General features: G+C 35.0%; 25 protein-coding genes. 13 read left to right on the forward strand and 12 right to left on the reverse strand.

Features of this window, described 5'->3' with window-relative positions:
- Positions 1 to 19: 19 nt before the first annotated feature.
- The 3 genes from dnaA to DVK85_RS00015 are packed head-to-tail and all read left to right on the forward strand — an operon-like array spanning position 20 to position 2,630.
- Positions 20 to 1,447 (forward strand): chromosomal replication initiator protein DnaA, encoded by a 1,428-nt coding sequence (dnaA, locus tag DVK85_RS00005; protein ID WP_114676462.1) that lies wholly within the window; start codon positions 20 to 22, stop codon positions 1,445 to 1,447.
- Complete coding sequence (locus DVK85_RS00010) at positions 1,447 to 1,911, forward strand: low molecular weight protein-tyrosine-phosphatase (RefSeq protein ID WP_114676463.1); 465 nt, start codon at positions 1,447 to 1,449, stop codon at positions 1,909 to 1,911. Before dnaA ends, DVK85_RS00010 begins: the two co-directional genes overlap by 1 nt.
- Positions 1,911 to 2,630, forward strand: a complete 720-nt coding sequence (locus DVK85_RS00015; protein ID WP_114676464.1) for an SAM-dependent methyltransferase — start codon at positions 1,911 to 1,913, stop codon at positions 2,628 to 2,630. Before DVK85_RS00010 ends, DVK85_RS00015 begins: the two co-directional genes overlap by 1 nt.
- A 14-nt stretch (positions 2,631 to 2,644) precedes the next feature.
- Here the strand turns inward: DVK85_RS00015 and arsB are convergent, their stop codons facing one another.
- Genes arsB through DVK85_RS00035 form a run of 4 tightly spaced genes read right to left on the reverse strand, consistent with a single transcriptional unit; the run spans position 2,645 to position 4,992 of the window.
- Positions 2,645 to 3,718, reverse strand: coding sequence for an ACR3 family arsenite efflux transporter (gene arsB / locus DVK85_RS00020; RefSeq protein WP_114676465.1), 1,074 nt, complete (start codon positions 3,716 to 3,718; stop codon positions 2,645 to 2,647).
- The gene (locus tag DVK85_RS00025; RefSeq protein WP_114676466.1) at positions 3,718 to 4,134 is read right to left on the reverse strand and encodes an arsenate reductase ArsC; all 417 of its coding nucleotides are present in this window, start codon (positions 4,132 to 4,134) and stop codon (positions 3,718 to 3,720) included. Before DVK85_RS00025 ends, arsB begins: the two co-directional genes overlap by 1 nt.
- Positions 4,135 to 4,168: 34 nt before the next feature.
- Positions 4,169 to 4,639: a DUF6428 family protein gene (locus tag DVK85_RS00030; RefSeq protein ID WP_114676467.1), complete on the reverse strand. Its 471-nt coding sequence runs from the start codon at positions 4,637 to 4,639 to the stop codon at positions 4,169 to 4,171.
- A 20-nt stretch (positions 4,640 to 4,659) separates the two neighbouring features.
- Entirely contained in the window at positions 4,660 to 4,992 is a 333-nt protein-coding gene (locus DVK85_RS00035) for an ArsR/SmtB family transcription factor (protein WP_114676468.1), read from the reverse strand.
- 241 nt (positions 4,993 to 5,233) lie between these two features.
- Between DVK85_RS00035 and DVK85_RS00040 the strand changes: the two genes are divergently transcribed.
- Positions 5,234 to 6,778, forward strand: coding sequence for a SulP family inorganic anion transporter (locus DVK85_RS00040; protein WP_114676469.1), 1,545 nt, complete (start codon positions 5,234 to 5,236; stop codon positions 6,776 to 6,778).
- On the opposite strand, the gene DVK85_RS00045 is transcribed toward DVK85_RS00040, so the two are convergent.
- Positions 6,768 to 7,871, reverse strand: a complete 1,104-nt coding sequence (locus tag DVK85_RS00045; RefSeq protein WP_114676470.1) for an alanine racemase — start codon at positions 7,869 to 7,871, stop codon at positions 6,768 to 6,770. The two genes, DVK85_RS00040 and DVK85_RS00045, sit on opposite strands and share 11 nt — an antisense overlap.
- The gene (locus DVK85_RS00050) at positions 7,871 to 8,326 is read right to left on the reverse strand and encodes a GNAT family N-acetyltransferase (RefSeq protein WP_114676471.1); all 456 of its coding nucleotides are present in this window, start codon (positions 8,324 to 8,326) and stop codon (positions 7,871 to 7,873) included. The genes DVK85_RS00045 and DVK85_RS00050 overlap by 1 nt, the downstream gene beginning before the upstream one ends.
- Positions 8,327 to 8,469: 143 nt before the next feature.
- Here DVK85_RS00050 and nhaA point away from each other — a divergent pair, with 143 nt between their 5' ends.
- Positions 8,470 to 9,666 carry a Na+/H+ antiporter NhaA gene (gene nhaA, locus DVK85_RS00055; protein ID WP_114676472.1) on the forward strand — a complete coding sequence of 399 codons (1,197 nt, stop codon included), beginning with the start codon at positions 8,470 to 8,472 and terminating at the stop codon, positions 9,664 to 9,666.
- Here the strand turns inward: nhaA and DVK85_RS00060 are convergent.
- The 3 genes from DVK85_RS00060 to DVK85_RS00070 all read right to left on the reverse strand — a co-directional run bounded on the left by DVK85_RS00060 (position 9,663) and on the right by DVK85_RS00070 (position 12,444).
- Positions 9,663 to 11,015 carry a TIGR00341 family protein gene (locus tag DVK85_RS00060; RefSeq protein ID WP_114676473.1) on the reverse strand — a complete coding sequence of 451 codons (1,353 nt, stop codon included), beginning with the start codon at positions 11,013 to 11,015 and terminating at the stop codon, positions 9,663 to 9,665. The two genes, nhaA and DVK85_RS00060, sit on opposite strands and share 4 nt — an antisense overlap.
- 156 nt (positions 11,016 to 11,171) lie before the next feature.
- Complete coding sequence (ribH, locus tag DVK85_RS00065; RefSeq protein WP_114676474.1) at positions 11,172 to 11,663, reverse strand: 6,7-dimethyl-8-ribityllumazine synthase; 492 nt, start codon at positions 11,661 to 11,663, stop codon at positions 11,172 to 11,174.
- A 1-nt stretch (position 11,664) separates the two neighbouring features.
- Positions 11,665 to 12,444 (reverse strand): tetratricopeptide repeat protein, encoded by a 780-nt coding sequence (locus DVK85_RS00070; RefSeq protein ID WP_114676475.1) that lies wholly within the window; start codon positions 12,442 to 12,444, stop codon positions 11,665 to 11,667.
- 145 nt (positions 12,445 to 12,589) lie between these two features.
- Here DVK85_RS00070 and recF point away from each other — a divergent pair, with 145 nt between their 5' ends.
- The 8 genes from recF to gap all read left to right on the forward strand — a co-directional run bounded on the left by recF (position 12,590) and on the right by gap (position 20,382).
- The gene (gene recF, locus DVK85_RS00075; RefSeq protein ID WP_114676476.1) at positions 12,590 to 13,669 is read left to right on the forward strand and encodes a DNA replication/repair protein RecF; all 1,080 of its coding nucleotides are present in this window, start codon (positions 12,590 to 12,592) and stop codon (positions 13,667 to 13,669) included.
- A gap of 46 nt (positions 13,670 to 13,715) precedes the next feature.
- The gene (locus DVK85_RS00080; protein ID WP_114676477.1) at positions 13,716 to 14,387 is read left to right on the forward strand and encodes a DUF2461 domain-containing protein; all 672 of its coding nucleotides are present in this window, start codon (positions 13,716 to 13,718) and stop codon (positions 14,385 to 14,387) included.
- Between the two features lie 34 nt (positions 14,388 to 14,421).
- Entirely contained in the window at positions 14,422 to 15,435 is a 1,014-nt protein-coding gene (gene murB, locus DVK85_RS00085) for a UDP-N-acetylmuramate dehydrogenase (protein WP_114676478.1), read from the forward strand.
- 69 nt (positions 15,436 to 15,504) lie between these two features.
- Entirely contained in the window at positions 15,505 to 16,611 is a 1,107-nt protein-coding gene (locus DVK85_RS00090) for a glycosyltransferase (RefSeq protein WP_114676479.1), read from the forward strand.
- On the forward strand, positions 16,602 to 17,177 hold the full coding sequence (locus DVK85_RS00095; RefSeq protein ID WP_114676480.1) for an RNA polymerase sigma factor: 576 nt from the start codon (positions 16,602 to 16,604) through the stop codon (positions 17,175 to 17,177). The genes DVK85_RS00090 and DVK85_RS00095 overlap by 10 nt, the downstream gene beginning before the upstream one ends.
- A 163-nt stretch (positions 17,178 to 17,340) precedes the next feature.
- Positions 17,341 to 18,204, forward strand: coding sequence for an energy transducer TonB (locus DVK85_RS00100; protein WP_114676481.1), 864 nt, complete (start codon positions 17,341 to 17,343; stop codon positions 18,202 to 18,204).
- Between the two features lie 102 nt (positions 18,205 to 18,306).
- Positions 18,307 to 19,197 (forward strand): lipoyl synthase, encoded by an 891-nt coding sequence (gene lipA, locus DVK85_RS00105; protein ID WP_114676482.1) that lies wholly within the window; start codon positions 18,307 to 18,309, stop codon positions 19,195 to 19,197.
- A gap of 141 nt (positions 19,198 to 19,338) precedes the next feature.
- A complete protein-coding gene (gene gap, locus DVK85_RS00110) occupies positions 19,339 to 20,382 on the forward strand; it encodes a type I glyceraldehyde-3-phosphate dehydrogenase (RefSeq protein ID WP_114676483.1) in 1,044 nt (347 codons plus the stop codon).
- Here the strand turns inward: gap and DVK85_RS00115 are convergent.
- From DVK85_RS00115 to DVK85_RS00125, 3 genes are all read right to left on the reverse strand, one after another.
- Positions 20,379 to 21,191, reverse strand: a complete 813-nt coding sequence (locus DVK85_RS00115) for a purine-nucleoside phosphorylase (RefSeq protein WP_114676484.1) — start codon at positions 21,189 to 21,191, stop codon at positions 20,379 to 20,381. The genes gap and DVK85_RS00115 overlap by 4 nt on opposite strands.
- Positions 21,163 to 22,188, reverse strand: coding sequence for a tetraacyldisaccharide 4'-kinase (lpxK, locus tag DVK85_RS00120; protein WP_114676485.1), 1,026 nt, complete (start codon positions 22,186 to 22,188; stop codon positions 21,163 to 21,165). The genes DVK85_RS00115 and lpxK overlap by 29 nt, the downstream gene beginning before the upstream one ends.
- A gap of 95 nt (positions 22,189 to 22,283) precedes the next feature.
- Positions 22,284 to 22,709, reverse strand: a complete 426-nt coding sequence (locus DVK85_RS00125; protein WP_114676486.1) for a lipocalin family protein — start codon at positions 22,707 to 22,709, stop codon at positions 22,284 to 22,286.
- Positions 22,710 to 22,739 lie beyond the last annotated feature (30 nt).

Genomic DNA, 22,739 nt, shown 5'->3' on the forward strand with positions numbered 1-22,739 from the left:
AGTTTAATAATCAGGATTTATGACTAAAACTGCGCAATCGGTATGGGAAAACTGTCTACTTTTCATAAAGGACAATATTCAGGATCAAGCATACAAAACTTGGTTCGAACCGATACGTGCTGTTGAGCTTACTGACAACGCATTGTATATTCAAGTACCCAGCAAATTTTTTTATGAATGGCTGGAAGAGCACTACGTAAAACTTTTAAAAGTTGCACTAACAAAAGAACTAGGAACTGGTGCGAAGTTACTCTATAAAATTAAAATGGAAAACACTTATGGTAACAAACAGCCCTTTACAGAGCAGTTGCCAAGTGCCCATCGTTCTCCCGTAAAACCACAGGAGGTAGATGTTCCGTTACACAATAAAAATCCAGAGCTAAAAAACCCTTTTATTATTCCTGGTATAAGGAATCTTAAAATAGAATCGCAACTTAACGCTAATTATAGTTTCGACAATTTTTTTGAAGGTGATTCTAATAGGTTGGCCAGATCGGCAGGTATGGCTGTTGCCAATAAACCTGGCGGAACGTCATTTAACCCGCTACTTATATTTGGAGGCGTAGGTTTGGGTAAAACCCACCTTGCCCATGCTATAGGTGTAGAGATAAAAGACAAGTACCCAAACAAAACAGTACTTTATATTTCTGCAGAGATATTTACACAACAATATATAGACTCTGTTAAGCGTAATACACGAAATGATTTTATTCATTTCTATCAGCTTATCGATGTACTAATTATAGATGATGTACAATTCCTTTCGGGTAAAACAGGTACACAAGATGTATTTTTCCACATCTTTAACCACTTGCACCAAAACGGAAAACAGGTAATCCTTACATCAGACAAAGCTCCTGTAGACATGCAGGATATAGAACAACGACTATTGTCTCGATTTAAATGGGGACTTTCTGCCGAATTACATCAGCCAGATTATGAAACAAGAGTATCAATACTAAACAATATATTGTTTAGAGATGGTGTAGAGATACCTGATGATATTGTAGAGTATGTGGCAAAAAACATAAAAAGTAACGTTCGTGAACTAGAAGGTGCTATTATATCGCTTATAGCGCAATCTTCTTTCAACCACCGCGAAGTAACTATTGATCTTGCAAAACAGGTAGTAGAAAAATTTGTAAAAAACATAAAACGCGAAATATCTATAGACTATATACAAAAAGTAGTTTCAGATTATTTCCAACTCGATGTAGATACATTACAATCTAAAACCAGAAAACGCCACGTGGTACAGGCAAGACAACTTGCTATGTTTTTCGCAAAAAAGTACACCAAATCATCATTAGCAAACATTGGTTCTCAAATAGGTTCTCGTGATCACGCTACAGTACTACATGCATGCAAAACAGTAGATAACTTAGTCTCTACAGATAAACAATTCAAAAAATTTGTTGAAGATATCAACAAGAAACTTTCGGTATAATGGCGGTCAATATCTTAATGGTATGCTTGGGTAATATTTGTCGCTCTCCATTGGCAGAAGGCATATTACAATCTAAACTACCTAAAGAAAAATTTATTGTAGATTCGGCAGGTACAGGCGATTGGCACGCAGGGCAACAACCTGATAAACGCTCTATAGCTACCGCAAAAAATCGTGGTTTAGATATTACTCATCAAAGAGCACGACAAATTAAAGTTTCGGACTTTGAAAAGTTTGACTACATCTATGTAATGGACACATCTAATTATAATAATGTAGCAAAACTTGCTCCTAATAATATTACCAAAGCCAAAATATCATTAATGATGGATGCCTTATACCCAGAACAAGGTACAGAAGTACCCGACCCATACTTTGGTGGTAACGATGGGTTCGAAAAAGTATATGATATGCTTGATGAAGCTTGCACTATTGTTGCTAATAATTTATTAAAAAAACACTAATGACAACTATAGGTAAACTCTATTTACTTCCTGTTCCTTTAGGACCAGATGCTGATCCTACAACGGTATTGCCCGATACAGTAGCACGTTCTATTGAGTTTATAGATTACTATATTGTTGAGAATGAAAAAACGGCACGTCGTTTTATAAAAGCGATACTCCCTACCAAAAAACAACCCGAACTAAAACTGTTTACACTCAATAAACGCACAGAATCATCAGAACATAGTGGTTTTATACAACCTTGTCTTGAAGGCAAAAATGTAGGTTTGATGAGCGAAGCAGGATGCCCTGGTGTAGCCGATCCTGGTGCTGCTATTGTAAAACTAGCACACGAAAAAGGAATACAGGTTGTCCCTTTAGTAGGTCCATCGTCTATATTACTAGCTATCATGGCAAGTGGTATGAACGGGCAGAGTTTTGCTTTTAACGGTTACTTGCCCATCGAAAAAGGAGAAAAGAAAAGTGCACTGAAAAATTTTGAACAATTATCGCATAGTAAAAATCAATCGCAGCTTTTTATAGAAACCCCTTACAGAAATAATAAATTACTGGAAGATGTTTTAAATACCTTACAACCTTCTACACACTTGTGTATAGCTGCCGATATTACTCTACCTACAGAGTATATTAAAACAAAAACCGTTGCGCAATGGAAGAAAGAAAAAACCGACCTGCATAACAGGCCGTGTATTTTTATCATCCATAAGTTTAATTAGAAGCTTAGTTTTAACTACTCAGGTGTTACTTCATTACCAAAATATTTTCGTTTTATCCAAAATGCTAAGTTAACCAAAGCTATTAAAGCAGGTACTTCTACTAGTGGTCCTATTACACCTGCAAAAGCTTGTCCGCTATTTATACCAAATACCCCTATAGCTACAGCAATTGCTAACTCAAAATTATTACCTGCTGCGGTAAATGATATGGCTGTTGACTGCGAATAGTCTGCTCCTGTTTTTTTACCAATAATAAAACTGATAACAAACATCAAAGCAAAATATATAGCAAGCGGTATTGCTATGCGCAAAACATCCAGAGGTATTTCTACTATTAATTTACCTTTCAGGCTAAACATTAGTACTATAGTAAAAAGTAGTGCTATTAATGTAAATGGCGATATAAACGGAATATACTTTTCATTATACCACTGCTCCCCTTTTAGCTTTATTAACCCATAGCGCGATATAATTCCTGCAAAAAATGGAATACCTAAATAAATAAGAACACTCTCAGCAATTTGCCCCATAGTAATATCTACCGTAAGTCCCTCTACACCAAAAAGCGGTGGTAAAACAGTAATAAACACATAAGCATATACACTATACAACAATACCTGAAAAATACTATTTAGCGCAACTAAGCCTGCAGCATATTCTCTATTACCTTCGGCGAGTTCATTCCAAACCATAACCATTGCAATACAACGCGCAATACCTATTAATATAAGCCCAGACATATACTCAGGATAACCTTTTAAAAACAGTATTGCCAAAGCAAACATTAATATAGGACCTATAACCCAATTGAGTAAAAGCGATGCTCCGAGTATTTTGGTATTCTTAAACACTTTACCAATGTTCTCATAACGTACTTTTGCCAAAGGCGGGTACATCATAATGATAAGTCCTACTGCTAATGGAATATTGGTAGTACCACTGAAAAAAGAATTGATAAAATTTCCTGCGCTATCTGAAAAGTATCCAATACTTACACCCACTGCCATAGCTATAAATATCCACAGCGTAAGATAGCGATCGAGAAAACTTAGTTTTTTTCTATTAACTGTTGGGTTACAATTATTCATTAACTTAAGTTTTCTTTTACAAAATTATTAGTATAATCTTTTATCATACCTCTTACTTTACGGAACTCATCCATTACCTCTTCGGGAGTACCTTGGGCTTTGGCAGGATCAGGAAAGTTGTAATGAATTTTTTCTGCTTGTGAGGGGAAGTATGGGCAGTTTTCTTTTGCGTTATCACAAACCGTTATTACATAATCAAAGTCAATATCTTTATACTCATCAATGTTATTAGAGGTATGGTTCGAAATATCAATACCATCTTCACTCATTACCGCAATAGCTTTAGGGTTTACACCATGTGTTTCAATACCCGCACTATATACTTCGGCTTTATTACCTGCAAAATGTTTTAAATATCCCTCGGCAATTTGACTACGACAACTATTGCCCGTACACAAGACTAAAATTTTTTTCATGACTATTATATATACTAATTATGATTTGTACTTATTAGCAACAACCTCCGCCTGGCGTACACGATGTATCCTTCTTGCTTAGATAGCCAAGAGGTGCTTTTAGTTTCTCTTTTGGTATTCCACAATTATCTGGCGCAAGACAATTTGTTTGCTTCGGCATTAATATAAAATCTTTACCATCATAGTTTAAACTATATTTGCCAATAGTATCACCCTGATATTCTACTTCTATTTCATTATCTTGTATATTTAAAATATCTTCAGATAATTTAATTATATTGAGAAGTTTAGCAGGTTTTAACCTATGCTCAAAATCGTTCGCATCCCATAACTGAAAGTTAACTACTATTTCTTCGCGTACTGTACCACCGCAGTCTATAAATTTTTTACTTACCTCTCCCACTTCTGTAACATGAAAATGTTCTGGTACATAACTACCATCAATTAACTTAAAATTTACCGCTTCGGCTGTAGCCAAATATTCTTTTATCTCTGATAATTTCATCTTTATAATAGTTTTATTATTTAACAACAATTATTTTTCTTCTCTATCAATGTGTCTTGTACATAATCAAAGAACGATTTTATTTTACCAAAACCCTCTTCATCAATACAATAACAAATAGCAGTACCCTCTATACTCCCTTTTATAAGTCCTGCATTTTTAAGTTCTTTAAGGTGCTGTGAAACCGTAGGCTGTGCGAGTGGCAACTCACCAACAATATCTCCACATATACAAGCATTCACTTTTAGCAAGTACTCTATAATAGCTATACGTGCTGGATGCCCTAATGCTTTTGCCATAATAGCCAGCTCATTTTGCTTCTCTGTAAACTTATCCGATTTTGTAATCCCCATAACTAATATTATTATATTGCAATATTACGATAAAAAGAAATAACAGCAAAACAAAATATTAAGTTTTAGTTATAAAAGAAAACTAGATAACAGTATACATCTCATTTATTATATATTCCCTACTTTTGCCGATTATTAAAAGTGAGGGGTAATGATCAAACTTATACCCTCCGAAATCAGGAAGCTAATCTGATTTTAATAAAATTAAGCATATAGCATTATTCTAAATAAAATAGCATTCATGAATAAAATAATAAACCTCTTTGATTTTTCTCAAAAAGTAAATTATAAAAACGAAATATTAGCGGGGCTTACTGTAGCTATGACCATGATACCTGAGTCTTTATCTTTTGCTATCCTTGCTGGATTCCCTCCACTTGTAGGTCTATATGCTGCTTTTATTATGGGGCTTGTTACCGCAGTTTTTGGGGGTAGACCAGGAATGGTATCAGGTGGTGCAGGTGCAACCGTAGTAGTACTTATCGCCCTTATGCAATCGCACGGTATAGAGTATGTATTTGGCGCAGTAGCCTTAGCAGGAGTACTGCAAATACTGGTAGGTATATTTAAACTAGGAAAGTTTATACGTCTTGTGCCCAACCCTGTAATGTATGGTTTTGTAAACGGGCTTGCTGTTATTATATTTATGTCGCAAATAGAACAGTTTAAAACTGTTGTAAATGGCGAATCTACTTGGTTATCAGGCTCAGCTCTTTATATCATGGCAGGACTTGTAGCACTTACTATAGGTATAGTAGTACTATTGCCTAAAATTACTAAAGCTGTACCCGCATCATTAGTTGCTATTATAGTAGTTTTTGCGGTAGTATTTGGTTTTGGAATAGAAACTAAAACAGTAGAAGATATCGCATCAGTAAGCGGAGGTTTCCCTCCTTTTCATGTACCCGATATTGCTTTTAACATCGAAACATTAAAAATAATATTCCCTTACTCGCTTATTATGGCAGCCGTAGGGCTTACTGAAGGTTTACTTACACTAAACCTTGTAGACGAAATGACAGGCACACGTGGCAACAGTAACAAAGAATGTATTGCTCAAGGTAGTGCCAATATGCTTAACGGATTCTTTTTTGGTATGGGTGGTTGCCCTATGATAGCGCAAACACTAGTAAACCTTTCGGCAGGGGCGCGAGCAAGACTTGCGGGGATTATCGCTGCATTAACCATACTAATAATAATACTATTTGGTGCTCCTATAATTGGTAAAGTTCCTATTGCTGCTCTTGTAGGTGTAATGATAATGGTAGCTATAGGCACTTTTGAATGGGCTAGTTTTTCTATAGTTAACAAAATGCCAAAACATGATATTATAACAGGCGCACTAGTAGCTATTATAACTGTATGGCTACATAACCTTGCATTAGCTGTATTAATAGGTGTTGTTATAGCAGCACTTGTATTTGCTTGGGAAAGTGCCAAACGCATACGCGCTCGCCATTTTATAGATGAGCAAGGTGTAAAGCATTATGAAATATATGGTCCGTTGTTTTTTGGCTCTACAAAAATATTTACAGACAAGTTTGATATCGCAACCGATCCTGATGAAGTTATAATTGATTTTAAAGAGAGTCGTATTGCAGATATGTCGGCCATAGAAACAATAAATAGCCTTACAGAGAAATATAGTAATGTGGGCAAAAAAGTACACCTGCGCCATCTTAGTGATGACTGCAGGCGTTTACTTACTAATGCCGAAGCTGTAATTGATGTAAATATTATGGAAGACCCTACTTATAGGGTAGTTACAAACAAGGTTAAGCAGTAACAGGCGATTCTTCGTTTTCCATATTGATTATACGTTTTTCTATGTATTTAGAATTCATTATTCTTACAATACCCATATAATCCATAGTAAACTCTATTAAGTCGCCTACTTTATATTTTTTGTCATTTTCACCCAAGTCAAGTACTACCATATCAGATGTAGCTCCTGAATATTTTATAGCTTCATCTGTTGGGTCAAGGTGTTTCATGTCTATATCTAGCAAACCTATATCTATAATAGCACGAATGGTAGTTTTACCATAATCTTCCTCTTCAAAGCTATAGGTTTCACCTTCTAGGTTGGTACCCAGTTCTCCTGTAGGCACTATTGGTTTTTCGTAAAGCTCAATAATTTCGGCATACAGTTTAAAAATATCATTTTCCATATCTTCAAACTTGGTACTGTTATAAACATCTGTACCCATAAATAATGTTTCGCCTACACGAAAATGGTTTACACCTTTAGGCATAAGTCCTTGTAAAACTAGAGGTATTGTTACTGATGAACCTCCAGATATAAAAGGAATTTTAACATTAAACTTAGCCTCTACCAGTTGTTTATACAAACTAAGCTGTATCAGTTTATCATTATTAGGTAATATACCGTACAGGCAAGAAAGGTTAGTCCCTAAGCCAATAATTTCGATATTTTTCATTTCGAAAACTCGTGAATAAAAATCGACAAAGTCCTCACGCATTACTCCCTCGCGTAGTTCGCCAAGGTCTATCATTATAATAATCTTGTGGGTAACACCTTGTTTCTGTGCTTCTTTAGAGAGCATTTTTATGGTACGGAAATCAGTATTCATACTAATATCAGCATACTTAATAACTTCTCCTATTACCCCTTTAGCAGGTGGTTTTATATAAATTGTCTGCGCGTTTTTATCTATGTTCTTAATAACCTTTAGGTTACTTATTCGAGAATCAGAATATTGACTTATACCCATCTCTAAAAGTGCAGATAAATACTGCCTGTTGCCACATAGTATTTTGGTTACAACAGACCAATCAATTCCTTCTTGTTTAAAAAAATTGTTTAAATAATCAAAGTTCTTCTTTAGCTTGACAGCATCAAGTGTTATAAAAGCCATTATTTTGTCTGTTTAAATCTCATTTCGAGATATTTATTAGTAAACCCAAGACTTTCGTATAATTTTTTTGCAGGGTTATTTGGTTCTACGTGTAAGGCAATATCTCCATTAACGCTATCAATAGCCTCACGCATTAGTTTTTTACCTATGCCTTGCCCTCTATGGTTAGCATCTGTAGCAATATACACCAAAATATTGTCGGGTATATATCCTCCCATACCAGTTTCGTTAAGTATAACAGCACCTACTAATTTTTCTTCAATTGTTGCCACTATAACAGCACCTCCTGTTTCTCTATCATCAGAAAGTTTATTCATAGCATAATTAATACATTTATTAATGTCATTTTTAGGGTCTCCATATTCCTCAAGGCTTGTAAATAGAAAATTGACCACATTTTCCTGCTCTTCAATCGACATTGGCTCTTTTACGGAATATTTTTGAATTTTTATCATTTTTAAGATTTAATTTTACAAAAAATGCAAGTTAGCCCTTTCATAACCTAATATAAAAATATAACTGTTAAAATCTCCTTAAATGAGATTATACCTACTAAAATTAGGGGTGGAAAAATATTTTGATTTCGTATTTTTGCGACATGGCAAAACTAATCAATCTCAGAACGTTTAAAGAATTTTTCAGTTCTTCATCAGCAGGGGGTATTATCCTCCTTATTTGTGTAGTAATTTCACTTACTATTGCAAATACTAGCTTAGCAGACAATTTTACTAACTTCCTAAGTTCTAAAATAGGATATAGCAGCGATACTGTACACTTGCGCTACCCTGTTATATTATGGATAAATGATGGGCTTATGGCTATCTTTTTCCTTTTAGTGGGACTCGAAATAAAAAGGGAAATAATAGAAGGTGAGCTTTCTTCTTTAAAACAAGCATCACTACCCGTTTTGGCTGCTATAGGGGGTGTACTAGTACCTGCACTTATATACACATTCTTTAACATCTCCGAACCCGATACTGTACACGGTTGGGGTATCCCTATGGCTACCGATATAGCCTTTGCATTGGGAATCCTTTCGCTGTTAGGTAACAAAGTACCACCAGGTATTAAAGTATTTCTTGCAGCACTTGCTATTGTAGATGACCTTATGGCAATACTGGTTATTGCTATATTCTACTCCAGCCATTTAGACCTTACCTACCTTATGTATGCAGGAGGTGTTTTTGTACTCCTTATTGCATTTAACCGTATGGGACTAAAACATATCGCTTTTTATATTATTCCTGGTATGGTTATGTGGTACTTAATACACCATTCAGGTATACACGCTACAATTGCAGGGGTACTTACTGCACTTACATTACCTACCACACCAGATGATAAGGAATCGCCACTAGAAAAACTAGAACACATGCTTGCTAAACCTGTCAACTTCTTAATAATGCCAATATTTGCAATAGCCAATACTAACATTACTTTTGAAGATGGTATGCTAGAAGGGTTGGGTACCAACCTTGGATTAGGTATTATATTAGGATTATTCTTAGGTAAGCCTGTAGGTATCTTTTTAATGTCATGGCTATCTGTTAAACTAAAAATAGCCCAGTTACCATCTGGTTCAAACTGGACACATGTACTTGGTCTTGGTCTTTTAGGAGGTATTGGTTTTACAATGTCTATATTTATAGCTCTACTATCTTTTAAAAGTGTTGCCTACCAAAACGAAGCTAAATTTGCAATATTAATAGCGTCTGTAATTTCGGGTGTTTGTGGTTACCTACTTTTAAATATGTACAACAAAAAGAAAAAGAAAAAAGACGCAGCTATAGCTTAGTCTTGTGGTACTGTAATTTCGGGCGGGGTAGGTATAATTTCCTCTCGCCTGAAAATTGCTACATTCCTAACAGATAATCGCTCATTAAGCCAATTAGTGAGCTTTTCTTTTTGCTCTATAGGCAAATTCTTATTATTTATACTTTCATAAATAACGGCAGTAACAGCTACAGCACTGTCCTTCTCTGTTACCATAGTATGATTAGATACTGATAACGATGTTATAGCAGGAAATATAGCATGAGCTTCTTTCAGCATCTGTTTATTATCAAAAGTATTCTTAGCTATTTCATTTTCAAGCTGAATTATACGAAGGTCTTTTTGATTTACTTCATTTTTATCACTTTTAATTTCGTTGAGGATATCTCCTTTCAGTACACTTAGCCTATCGGTAGTATCTTGTCTTATTATAAGATCTGCCCCTCTAAGGTATTTATTATCATTCATCTCTTTTTTAAATCCTGCAATTTGATTTTTCTCAAATCGGGTAGAGAGAAAAGCAAGTTCTATAATTTTAGGCTTATAGCTGGTTTTCTTATATACTACAGTACATCCTTTATTTGTAAAATGGTCTTCTATAAATGTGTTGGTATTATTATTAAACTGCTGTTCGCTATATAATGAGTAGGCTAAATAACTACTAGGAACTAGCATAACCACGATAAGTGCACTTATAACAATTCTTACTTGTTTTTGCTGACGCTCATCAACTTGTTTTTGCGGTGCATAATTAAGGTATTTAATAATAAGAAATGTAGATATACCTATAAATACACAGTTGATGCAGTACAAGTAAAAAGCACCAAAAAAGTATGACCATTGTAAGGTTGCCAAACCATAACCCGCCGTACACAACGGAGGCATTAACGCTGTGGCTATTGCTACACCAGGTATAGGATTACCTTTCTCAGTACGGGTAACGGCAATAACCCCAACTATACCTCCAAAAAAAGCTATAAGAATATCATATATATTAGGCGATGTACGAGAAAGCATTTCGGACTGTACATCTTTAAACGGACTCATCACAAAATAAAGTGTAGACACCGTTAAACTAACCGCTGTAGAAGTAAGTAAGTTAATTAATGACTTTCGAAGCAAATGAAAATCATATACCCCTAATGCGAAACCCGCCCCTACAATAGGCCCCATAAGTGGCGATATTAACATCGCTCCTATAATCACTGCTGTAGAGTTTACATTAAGCCCTACCGACGCTATAATAATAGCACAAGCAAGTATCCAAAGGTTAGCACCTCTATAACTAATGTTCTTTTTTACGCTTTCAAAAACCTTTTCTCTGTCGTCTTCACCATCATGAAGATTAAATAATGATGTCAGTCTGTTCATATATAATTAAGCTAGTCTAGTCGTTATAAAAATAGAAAATTATACCATAGCTACAACCATATAACACTACATCAGCAAAATATTTATCAGTTTTTGCTATAAACACAAACCCCTCTCCTTAATCTGGAGAGGGGTTTATAGTATATGTATCTATTATTATGCTGTTTGCTGTCTCAGGTAAGCCATTTTTATCGCAGCTATAGCAGCCTCTGTACCTTTATTACCGTGTACTCCTCCGCTCCTATCTATAGCTTGTTGTAAGTTATTATCTGTCAGTACACAAAAAATAACAGGAACATCTGTTTGTACATTAAGGTCTTTAATACCTTGTGCTACACCTTCGCATACAAAATCAAAATGCTTGGTTTCGCCCTGTATAACACTACCTATAACTATAACCGCATCTACATTTTGAGTCTCTATCATGCGTTTACTACCATAAATAAGTTCAAAGCTACCTGGTACATCCCATCGAATCACATCAGCTTCATTAACATCATTTTCTAACAATGCCTCAATAGCACCGTTACAGAGTGCATAAGTAATGTTACTGTTCCACTCAGAAACAACAATCCCAAACCGAAAATTTTTCGCGCTTGGGATTGTGTTTTTATCGTAGTATGATAAATTTTTATTTGCTGTTGCCATACTAATCTTCTGTCATTGCAATATAAGCATCTATACTAACACCTTCTTGAGATGTACTATAGTTATCTTTAATTTCTTTAAAGTGTTTTGAAGCTTCAGCTTTTTTATCTAACGCTAATGCTGCTTCGCCTGCTTTAAATAGAAAACGTGGCGTAGTAAGTTCATTTTTACTTTCATTTGCAGCCTTCACGTAATACTCTAGCGCATCTTCATTTTGCCCTAGTTGTGCAAAAGCATCTCCTGTAGCACCTGTAGCCATTGCTTTCAAGATATCATCATCTGTACTAAAAGCATCAAACTGAGCTACAGCATCTTTATATTTACCTGTATTAAGGTAAGCCATACCAGAGAAATAATGTGCAAGGTTAGCCGCATCAGTCCCTGAATAGTTCTCTATAATTCCTAAAAAGCCTAATTTACCTTCGCCACCATTAAGAGAAAGGTTAAATAGTGAATCTTTTGCAGTTTGAGAATTAACTGCTTGATCAAAGTATTGTTCTGCCTGAAACATTTCATTAGCAGCTTCATCTTCTTTAGGTTCTACCAACATTTTGCTATATAACATATAACCAATTGTTACAACTGCTATGGCAATTACTACAATGAAGATTGGTTTTTGGTTCTTTTCAACCCATTCTTCAGTTTTTGACGCACCTTGGTCTAACGAATCAAAAACTTCTTCCGTTGTGCTGTGACCATCAAAACCTTCTTCTGTAGGTTCTACATCATTTACCTCTTTCGGTTTCGGAGCTTTATATCCTCTTTTGTTGTAAGTTGCCATTTATATTATTTTAGTGAGTCGCAAAAATAAAATTTTTATTGAAAATTAAAATATCTTTTTGTCGTTATTTTTCGATAATTTGCACGTTCTTTAAAAAACACCTCCTTTTTATACAAGGTTCTCACAATCAGAAGCCATTTTTCAAATGTACTTAAAGAAATTATCCCTCCTTAATTATAAGAATATTGTAGAGTCAGATTATGAATTTGACGCTAAGATAAACTGTTTTGTCGGAAAAAACGGCGTAGGCAAGACTAATGTGCTCGATGCTATTTATCATCTTGCTTATGGTAAGAGCTATTTTAATCCGTTAGCAGTACAAAACATTAGGCATGGCGAAGATTTCTTCGTGATAGATAGTACCTTCGAAAAAAACGACAGAACAGAAAATATTGTATGTAGTTTAAAAAAAGGGCAGAAAAAGGTATTGAAGCGAAACGGGAAACCTTATGACAAACTTTCTGAGCATATTGGTTTTATACCACTCGTAATAATATCGCCATCTGACAACGACCTTATTTTAGAGGGCAGCGAAACACGCCGTAAGTTTATAGATAGTGTTATATCGCAACTCGATGCACCCTACTTGCAACAACTCATTAATTATCAAAAAGTACTCTCGCAGCGTAATGCTTTACTAAAATATTTTGCGCTAAACCATACTTTTGATAAAGATACGCTCTCAATATACAATGAGCAGTTAAACGGACTAGGACATAGTATTTTTGAAAAACGGAAACGGTTTTTAGAAGATTTTATACCCATTTTTAACCATCATCATGAAACCATTACAGGACAAGCAGAAAATGTAAACCTAGGCTATCAAAGTCAATTACACGATAAAAGTCTTAGTACATTGCTTGATGAGAACCTGCAACGCGACCGTGTTTTACAATATACAAGTGTAGGTATTCATAAAGATGACCTCTCGTTCGAAATAGATGAGCACCCTATAAAAAAGTTTGGTTCGCAGGGACAACAAAAATCATTTCTTATTGCACTAAAATTAGCGCAATTTGAATTTATAAAAAAACAAAGCGGAGTGTCGCCCATACTACTATTTGATGATATTTTTGACAAACTCGACGAAACCCGTGTTGCCAAGATAGTACAGATGATAAATAATAAAACCTTTGGGCAAATATTTATTACTGATACACACCCAGAGCGAACTGAAGAAATTGTAAAAGCCACACACCAGAGTTATACACTTTTTAATTTTTAACAAGTATCTAAGATTAAATATTTATTTTTAAATAAAATTTAAAACTATGCTACCACAACACGTATTTGAGTTTCTCGAAGACCTGAAAAAAAATAACAATCGCGATTGGTTTCAATCACATCAAGATCGTTATGCCGAATATAAAAAAGCTTATAAAAATACTGTTGAGGCTTTTATATCCGAGATGAGTAAAGGCGATGAATCGTTACAACATCTTGAATTTAAGAACTGTTCATTTCGAATTAATAGAGATATCCGTTTTGCCAAAGACAAATCACCTTACAAAACCAATATGGGTATTTGGCTTTCGGCAGGTAGTAAAAACACCAATTTAGGCGGATATTATATACACATCGAAAAAGGAGCAAGTTTTATAGCTGGAGGCATACACTCTCCTGACAGTGCTGATTTAAAAAAAGTACGTAGGGAAATAGACGGGTTTCATGAAGACCTTGAAGCAATAATCAGTAATAAAGAATTTAAAAAATTATATAACGAACTAGAACGCACTGAGAATAACAGCTTGAAAACATCGCCCAAAGATTATGATAAAAATCACCCTGCTATAGAATTTCTAAAACTAAAAAGTTTTGTTGCCGTTTCTAAGCTAGACGACAAAGAGCTTATGAGTAATAATTTTATAGAAAATACATCAAAAAAACTACTGGTATTAAAACCATTAGTCGAATTTATAAACCGTGCACTAACTACCGAATAAAACTTTACTTTTGCGCCATTGCAAAAATCATCTAATGGAGATACTTACACACCACCCACTTAAATCATACAATACATTTGGCATTAGTGCTTTTGCTAAAGAATTTGTAGCAACACATACCATAGCAGCACTTAGCCAAGTACTAAAAGAAAGTAGCAATAAAAAACTATTTATACTAGGCGGTGGTAGCAATATGCTACTAACTCAAGATATTGATGCGCTTGTTATTCACGTAAATTTAAAAGGTAAACGAATTGTAAAAGAAGATGACAACCATGTATATGTCGAAGCTATGGCTGGCGAAAACTGGCATGAGTTTGTATTGTACTGTATAGACAATAATTATGGTGGGCTAGAAAACTTATCGTTAATACCTGGTAATGTAGGTACTACCCCTATCCAGAATATTGGGGCTTATGGCACAGAGATAAAAGATACTTTTGTTTCGTGTCAAGCTATGAATATTACAACCCAAGAACTTGTTACTTTCACTAAAGAAGAATGTGAATTTGGCTATCGTGAAAGTATTTTTAAAAACAAGCTAAAAGGTAAATATATCATCACTTCGGTTACGTTTAAACTTACCAAAACCAATCATAAGATAAATACATCATACGGCGATATTACCGATAAATTAATTGATAAAGGTATAATAGTACCTACCATTAAAGATGTAAGTAATGCCGTTATAGCCATAAGGCAAAATAAACTACCCGACCCAAAAGAACTAGGTAATAGTGGTAGTTTCTTTAAAAACCCTATAGTAGCTAAAGAAGAATTTGAAAAAGTATATATAAACCACCCGTTAATGCCACATTATATACTATCGGATACCGAGGTAAAAGTACCTGCGGGCTGGCTTATAGAGCAAAGCGGCTTTAAAGGAAAACGCTTTGGCGATGCAGGTATACACGCCAAGCAAGCATTAGTATTAGTAAACTATGGTGGGGCTACAGGACAGGAGCTTTTAGCATTATCCAAAAAAATACAGCATACTGTATATAAAAACTTTGGCATCAATATAGAAGCAGAAGTTAATATTATTTAAAAGTTTTTATAGCACAAATTAATAATTGGATGTAAATTTGCCGATACAATTCAAACAGGAAAAGCCTATATGCTAACCATTATTTTTTATGTGTTTGTTGGTGTTACTGCACTACAACTGATGTATTACTTAGGTATATTCGGAAAATTTGCTTTTGCTAAATCTAAACCTGTAACCCCAAAGAAAATACCCGTTTCGGTAATAGTATGTGCTAAAAATGAAGCCGAAAAGGTAAAACAGTTTGTACCACTACTAGCTGCGCAAAACTATCCTGATTTTGAAATTGTATTAATAGACGATGCCTCTGCCGATGAAACACTCGATATATTTGAGGAATTTGAAAAACAATACAGTAATATAAAGCTCGTAAAAGTAGAAAACAACGAAGCCTTTTGGGGCAATAAAAAATATGCCCTTACGCTAGGCATAAAAGCAGCAAGTAAAGAATACCTACTTTTTACCGATGCTGACAGCTACCCTGCCACTACTGACTGGATTACACAAATGAGTTCGCAGTTTACCCTAAATAAAACTATAGTGCTAGGTTATGGAGGATATGAAAAAGTAAAAAACTCTTTCCTTAATAAAATTATCCGATTTGACTCTGTGCTTATGGCAACGCAATATTTTGCTTGGGCAAAACTAGGCAAACCTTATACAGGCGAAGGCAGAAACCTTGCTTACAAGCGTGAAGATTTTTTTAAAGTAAACGGATTTATAGAACATATGAATGTTCGTACAGGAGAAGATGCCTTATTTATTAACCAAGCAGCAATTAAAAAAAATACTACCGTTTGTTTTTCTCCCGAGAGTTTTACGTATTGTGAAGCTAAAAAAACATTTAAAGAGTGGTTTGCACAAAAGCGCAGGCATAACTATACCACTACATTCTTTAAGACATTCGATAAATTACAACTAAGACTTTATACTATAAGTCAGGTACTGTTTTTTACATTACTAGTTGTGTTACTCTCTTTTCAATTCGACTGGGAATTTTTAGTCCCTGTAATTGCCCTTCGCTACTTAGTTGCTTGGTTAACTATAGGCTATAGTGCCTCTAAACTAAAAGAAAAAGATGTAATATACTGGTTTCCTATTATAGAAATAATCCTTATCTTGACAAAGATTAATGTTTTCTTTACCAATCTGTTTTCAAAACCAGTACATTGGAAATAAATTCACAACTTATACAAAGCAACATAGAAAAAGCCCAAAAAGGCGATCAAGTTGCCTTTACCTATCTGCTTGATTTTTTTTGGAATGAAGTATATGGTTTTATGCTAAAACGCACTCATAATGAAACCGATACAGAAGACATTGTTATAGAAACTTTTGCTAAAGCTTTTGATAAGATTGCAACTTACAATCCTGATTATGCTTTTAATACATGGTTAATATCTATTGCGAAAAACGCACATATAGATATGCTTCGCAAAAAGAAATCCTCTTTATTTATAGACATTAGCGAAGATGACGACAGGCGAGCCTATAATATTGCTGACGATTCACTTTCGGCAGAAGATGAACTAATACAAGAACAAAACCTTTCTAGTTTATTAGAGTGTATTAAAAAACTAAAACCACAATATCAAGAAGTAATACAGCTTCGTTATTTTCAAGAACTGAGCTATCAGGAAATTGCAGAACAGGTGGGCGAACCACTTAATAACATAAAAGTAAAGCTGCTAAGAGCCAAAAAATTACTTGCCGAGATTATCAAAAATAAAAAAGAAGATTGTTAAACACTCCTTTTATATAGTGTAACTAAAACACACTATACATAATTATCTAATAAAAATACAGCATCCTTACTTTTCAGTATTTTATGATTTTACTTACAATAAATTAAACCACTACAACGTTTTAGTAATATATCTTTTATTAATCAACCTAAATCATATTATTATGTCAAAAGTAAACGTTTTCAATCAAGGATGGATTGACCTTGTATTTGAAGGTCGAAATAAACAATATGGTGCCTATCAGCTACGCCAACAAGAATCAAGAACTACCATTATTGCACTAATTACAGGTATTGCGTTAATTTTAGCATTAGTAAGCATACCTGCTGCTATAAATTATTTTAACCCTCAAGAACCTATTGTTAGCGATAATTCAGGACCAACGCTGATAGAGCCTAAAATCATAGATGAAAGCATATATAAAATACCTGAAGAGCCTAAACCCGAACCGGCTAAACCTGAGCCAATAATCGAGGAGCCCGCAGCAGCTGCACCCGTAACACCTGAGCCAACAATAAGGTTTCGACCTGTTGAAGCGGTTTCTACACCTGTTGTAATTCAAACACCTACTACTGAGCAAGTAAATACAACACAAACTTCATCCGTTACAAGTGAGGGCGATGGTAGTGGTAACTTTTCTACAGGAGTAACAAGCCATAATGGTATAGAAGGCGGTACTGGAACAGGAACAGACCCTAACGGAACAGGCGAAGCAGTTAATCTGGCAATTCTTGATGAAGCACCTTCGTTCCCTGGAGGTATCGAAAAGTTTTATAGAAAAGTGGGTAGAGAATTTAATATACCTGAAACAGGAAATGCGACTACACTAAAAGTATATATATCTTTTGTAGTAGAAAAAGACGGAACTATGTCTAATATAAAAGTATTGCGCGACCCTGGTTATGGAGCTGGTAAAGAAGCTATACGCGTTTTAAAATCAATTAGAACAAAATGGAAACCGGGTAAAATGAAAGGTCAAGCAGTAAGAACTGCCTATAACCTCCCGATAACTCTTAATATAAAATAACAAAAAGCTCCCAAAAGGGAGCTTTTTTTAAGCCTTACATAAAAAGCAAGTTTTCGGCAAATCCATAAATAAACGTTATCTTTGCCTTCTAAAGTTTTGAGCATGGAAAGCATTTTAGATACCGTAAAACCAACTGCCGTAAAAGGACAATATACTCAAAAACCAAAATGGTTAAGAGTAAAACTCCCTACAGGTAAAAAATATACTGAACTTCGCGGGCTTGTAGATAAATACAACCTACACACTATATGTACCTCGGGTAGTTGTCCTAATATGGGCGAATGCTGGGGCGAGGGTACTGCAACCTTTATGATACTGGGTAACGTTTGTACACGTTCGTGTGGTTTTTGTGGTGTTAAAACCGGAAGACCTGAAACAGTAGATTGGGATGAGCCTGAAAAAGTGGCGCGTTCTATAAAGATTATGAACATAAAACACGCAGTAGTTACCAGTGTAGATCGTGATGACCTTAAAGATGGTGGCTCTATTATTTGGGCAGAAACCGTTAAAGCTATCCGAAGAATGAACCCAAACACTACACTTGAAACACTTATACCTGATTTTCAAGGTATAGAAAGAAACATAGACCGTGTTATTGAGGTAGCACCCGAAGTAGTTTCGCATAACATGGAAACTGTAAAAAGACTTACTCGAGAGGTGCGCATACAAGCAAAATACGAGCGTAGTCTTGAGGTATTACGCTACCTGAAAGACAATGGCATTAACCGTACAAAATCGGGTATTATGCTTGGGCTTGGCGAAACAGAAGAAGAAGTAATACAAACCATGCATGACCTGCGCGATGTAAAACTAGATGTACTTACCATAGGGCAATACCTGCAACCAAGTAAAAAACACCTTCCTGTAAAAGAGTTTATTACCCCAGATCAGTTTAAAAAATATGAGGAAATAGGTCTCGATCTTGGTTTCCGCCATGTAGAAAGTGGCGCTTTAGTACGTTCGTCATACAAAGCACAAAAGCACTTATTATAATAACATTTTTAATGTTACCTTTTTTCATTCTGAGTGTAGCATCGCGAGATGAAGAATATTTTTTATGATTTTATCATATTAGATTCTTCATTTCGTTAAAGTTACATAGTACTCAGAATAAAAAACAGCTTTATTACTGATATGAAAAAGACAAGAATTGCTATTAACGGTTTCGGTCGTATAGGTCGTAACCTTTTTAGACTTTTAATAAATCACCCTGCAATAGAGGTTGCCGTTATTAACGATATTGCTGATGCTCCCACTATGGCGCATCTGATAAAATATGACAGCATACACGGCGTACTTCCATTTGAGGTTTCGCATACCGAGAACAGTATTATAATAGATGGTAAAAGCTATTCTTACATAAGGCATAGAAATATAGCGGATATCAATTGGAATGAATTCAATGTTGATATTGTAATAGAGTCGACAGGAAAATTTAAAACTCTTGAAGAAGCAGAGCAACATATTACATCGGGAGCTAAAAAAGTTATTCTTTCTGCACCACCTGAAGACGACCGTATAAAAACAGTTGTACTAGGTGTAAATGAACATATACTAGATGGGAATGAAACGATAATATCTAACGCGAGTTGTACCACTAATAATGCTGCCCCAATGATGAAAATCATTAATGAGTTATGTGGTATTGAGCAAGCCTATATCACTACGGTACACTCCTACACTACTGACCAAAGTTTGCATGACCAGCCGCATAAAGATTTACGCAGGGCGCGTGGTGCATCGCAATCTATAGTACCAACAACTACAGGAGCTGCTAAAGCATTAACCAAAATATTTCCTGAATTTGACGGAAAAATAGGTGGTGGTGGTATTCGTGTTCCAGTACCAGATGGTTCGCTTACCGATATTACCTGCTATGTAAAACGCGAAGTGAGTATTGAAGAAATAAATGCTGCTTTTAAAGCTGCTGCCAATAATGAAATGAAAGGCATACTTGCCTATACCGAAGACCCAATAGTATCGGTAGATATAATAGGTAATACTAATTCTTGCCTGTTTGATGCTTTATTAACTTCGGTTATCGATAAAATGGTAAAAGTAGTAGGCTGGTATGATAACGAAATTGGTTATTCATCTCGAATAATAGACTTAATAACCTATATAGAAAAAGATATCAATACTATAAAAAAACAAGAAGCAACTGCAAGTATTGATTAAGCGGTTGCTATAAATTCTTTTATTAGTTTACGCACTTTCGGTTCTGCTTTTTGAGCAGCCTGTAAAACTTCTTGATGATTCACCGCTTCAATAGCCTCTTCATTGCCCATATCGGTAATTACAGAAACTCCAAAACATTTCATATCCATGTGTCGTGCCACAATAACTTCGGGTACGGTAGACATCCCCACACAATCGCCACCCAAAGCTTTTACCATACGGTACTCAGATAATGTTTCGAATGTAGGGCCTTGTAAACTTAGGTATACGCCATCTTTCACCTCTATCTCAAAATTACGTGCTATTTCTTTGGCTTTAGCTATCATATCTCGGTTGTAAGGCTCACTCATATTAAGAAACCGAGGACCAAACCGCTCATCGTTTTTACCACGTAATGGGTGTTCTGGCATCATATTAATGTGGTCGTATATCAGTACAATATCACCCACTTTATAAGATGGATTTACACCTCCCGAAGCATTAGAAACTATTAATTTTTCAACCCCTAAATGTTTCATTACTCTTACAGGAAACGTAACCTCTTGCATATTGTATCCTTCATAATAATGAAAACGCCCCTGCATAGCTACTACCTTTTTAGTACCGATAGTACCAAACAGTAATACTCCTTTATGCCCTTCTACAGTAGAAACAGGAAAATTAGGTATATCGCTATAGGATAATGAAAATTGCACCTCTATATCATTAGCAAAACCTCCAAGTCCTGAACCAAGTATTACACCATATTCAGGTTTAAAACCTATTATATTATTTATATAATCAACGGTTTGTTGTACTTTTTCCCACATAATCTAAAATAGTTTTATCAAAATTATCGCCTTCATTTATAAAGGTAGTCATTATAGGCAGGTAAAACAACCTGTCTTCAGGCAGTTTTCCTGCAAGGCGCATATAATCTTTTTCGGTAGTTATTATAATTTTATTTCTTGAAATTGTTTCTAACTCCTTTAGTTCTGTTTCTGTAAAATAATGATGATCTGGGTACGTAAGGCAAACATCATCATCTTGCTTTACATGCTCGAAAAATGGTTGGGGTTTGGCTATACCTGCTACAATAATTTTATTAGTGTTTCTAAGCGTTTCTAAAGCAACAGCAGTAGTAGTATTATACACTTTATCATCATAAGCGATATAGGAAAAATAGACTTTTTGTCCTGATTGTAGTCGTAACTTCTTTCTAATACGCTCCTGCTCCTGTAGCGATAAGTTAGACGGACATTTGGTAACTATAATAATGTTAGCTCGCTTAGCACCACTCCTACTTTCGCGCAAGTTACCAGCAGGTAGTACAAAATCATCTGCGTAGAGATCGCCATAGGCAGTAAGTAATATATAAAATCCTGCTTTTACACGGCGGTGTTGGTAAGCATCATCAAGTAATATTATTTGTGGCTTTGATGATAATGCTAATAAATTTTCGATACCATTTTTTCTGTCAGCATCTACAGCAATAGTAGCTTGCTGTAATTTTTTGTAAAACTGGTACGGCTCATCACCTAATATATCTGCATTAGCTTTTTCATCTGCCAATACAAATCCTTTAGATTTTCTTTTATAGCCACGACTCAGTGTAGCTACTCTATATACATTATTCAACAGGCGGATAAGATACTCTGTTTGGGGCGATTTACCCGTACCACCCGTACTAAGATTACCAATAACTATTATAGGTTTATTAAATGTATAGGATTTAAAAATCGCTATATCATAAAATAAATTCCTAATACTCACTATAAACCAATATAGTAAGCTAAAAGGCAATAGTAATAGTCGTAGGTTTTTCATAAACACAAATGTACTGCTTAGTTATATATCATAGATAATAGAATAAAAAAAAGTGCCCCAATAGGGCACTTTTAGATTTAAAAAGCAAAAATTGCTTATTCTCTTGTAAACACATCTACATAATTAACAGTCTGTCCCTCAAATGTTTCAGCGTAAGTTATTTTTAGAGTAGAAGCTGTAAGTATAACAATAGTTCCATCTTCTCCATCACCTGTGTTGATTGAATTTCCGCTTTTAGTCCAAGTAGTTTCCTCTACATAAGAATCACAGTCAGAATTATAGAAATCAACATATTTGTAATCCCCGTTTGCTAAAAACTCTACGTAATCTTTCTCACATCCAGGCTCATGATCATCATAATCTTGAAGAACTTCCTGTCCGTTAACTGAAACTCCCTCTTTAGAAATATACCATTTTCCTTCAATAGATGCTGATGTTGATGAGCTATCTCCATCATCATCACTACATGATACAAATGTTAATGCTGCGATGGATAAACCAAATAATAATACTTTTTTCATAAAATGACTATGTTAATGTTAAGTTTGTAG

This window comes from Flavobacterium arcticum (assembly GCF_003344925.1).
In the GTDB taxonomy this organism is placed as follows: domain Bacteria; phylum Bacteroidota; class Bacteroidia; order Flavobacteriales; family Flavobacteriaceae; genus Flavobacterium; species Flavobacterium arcticum.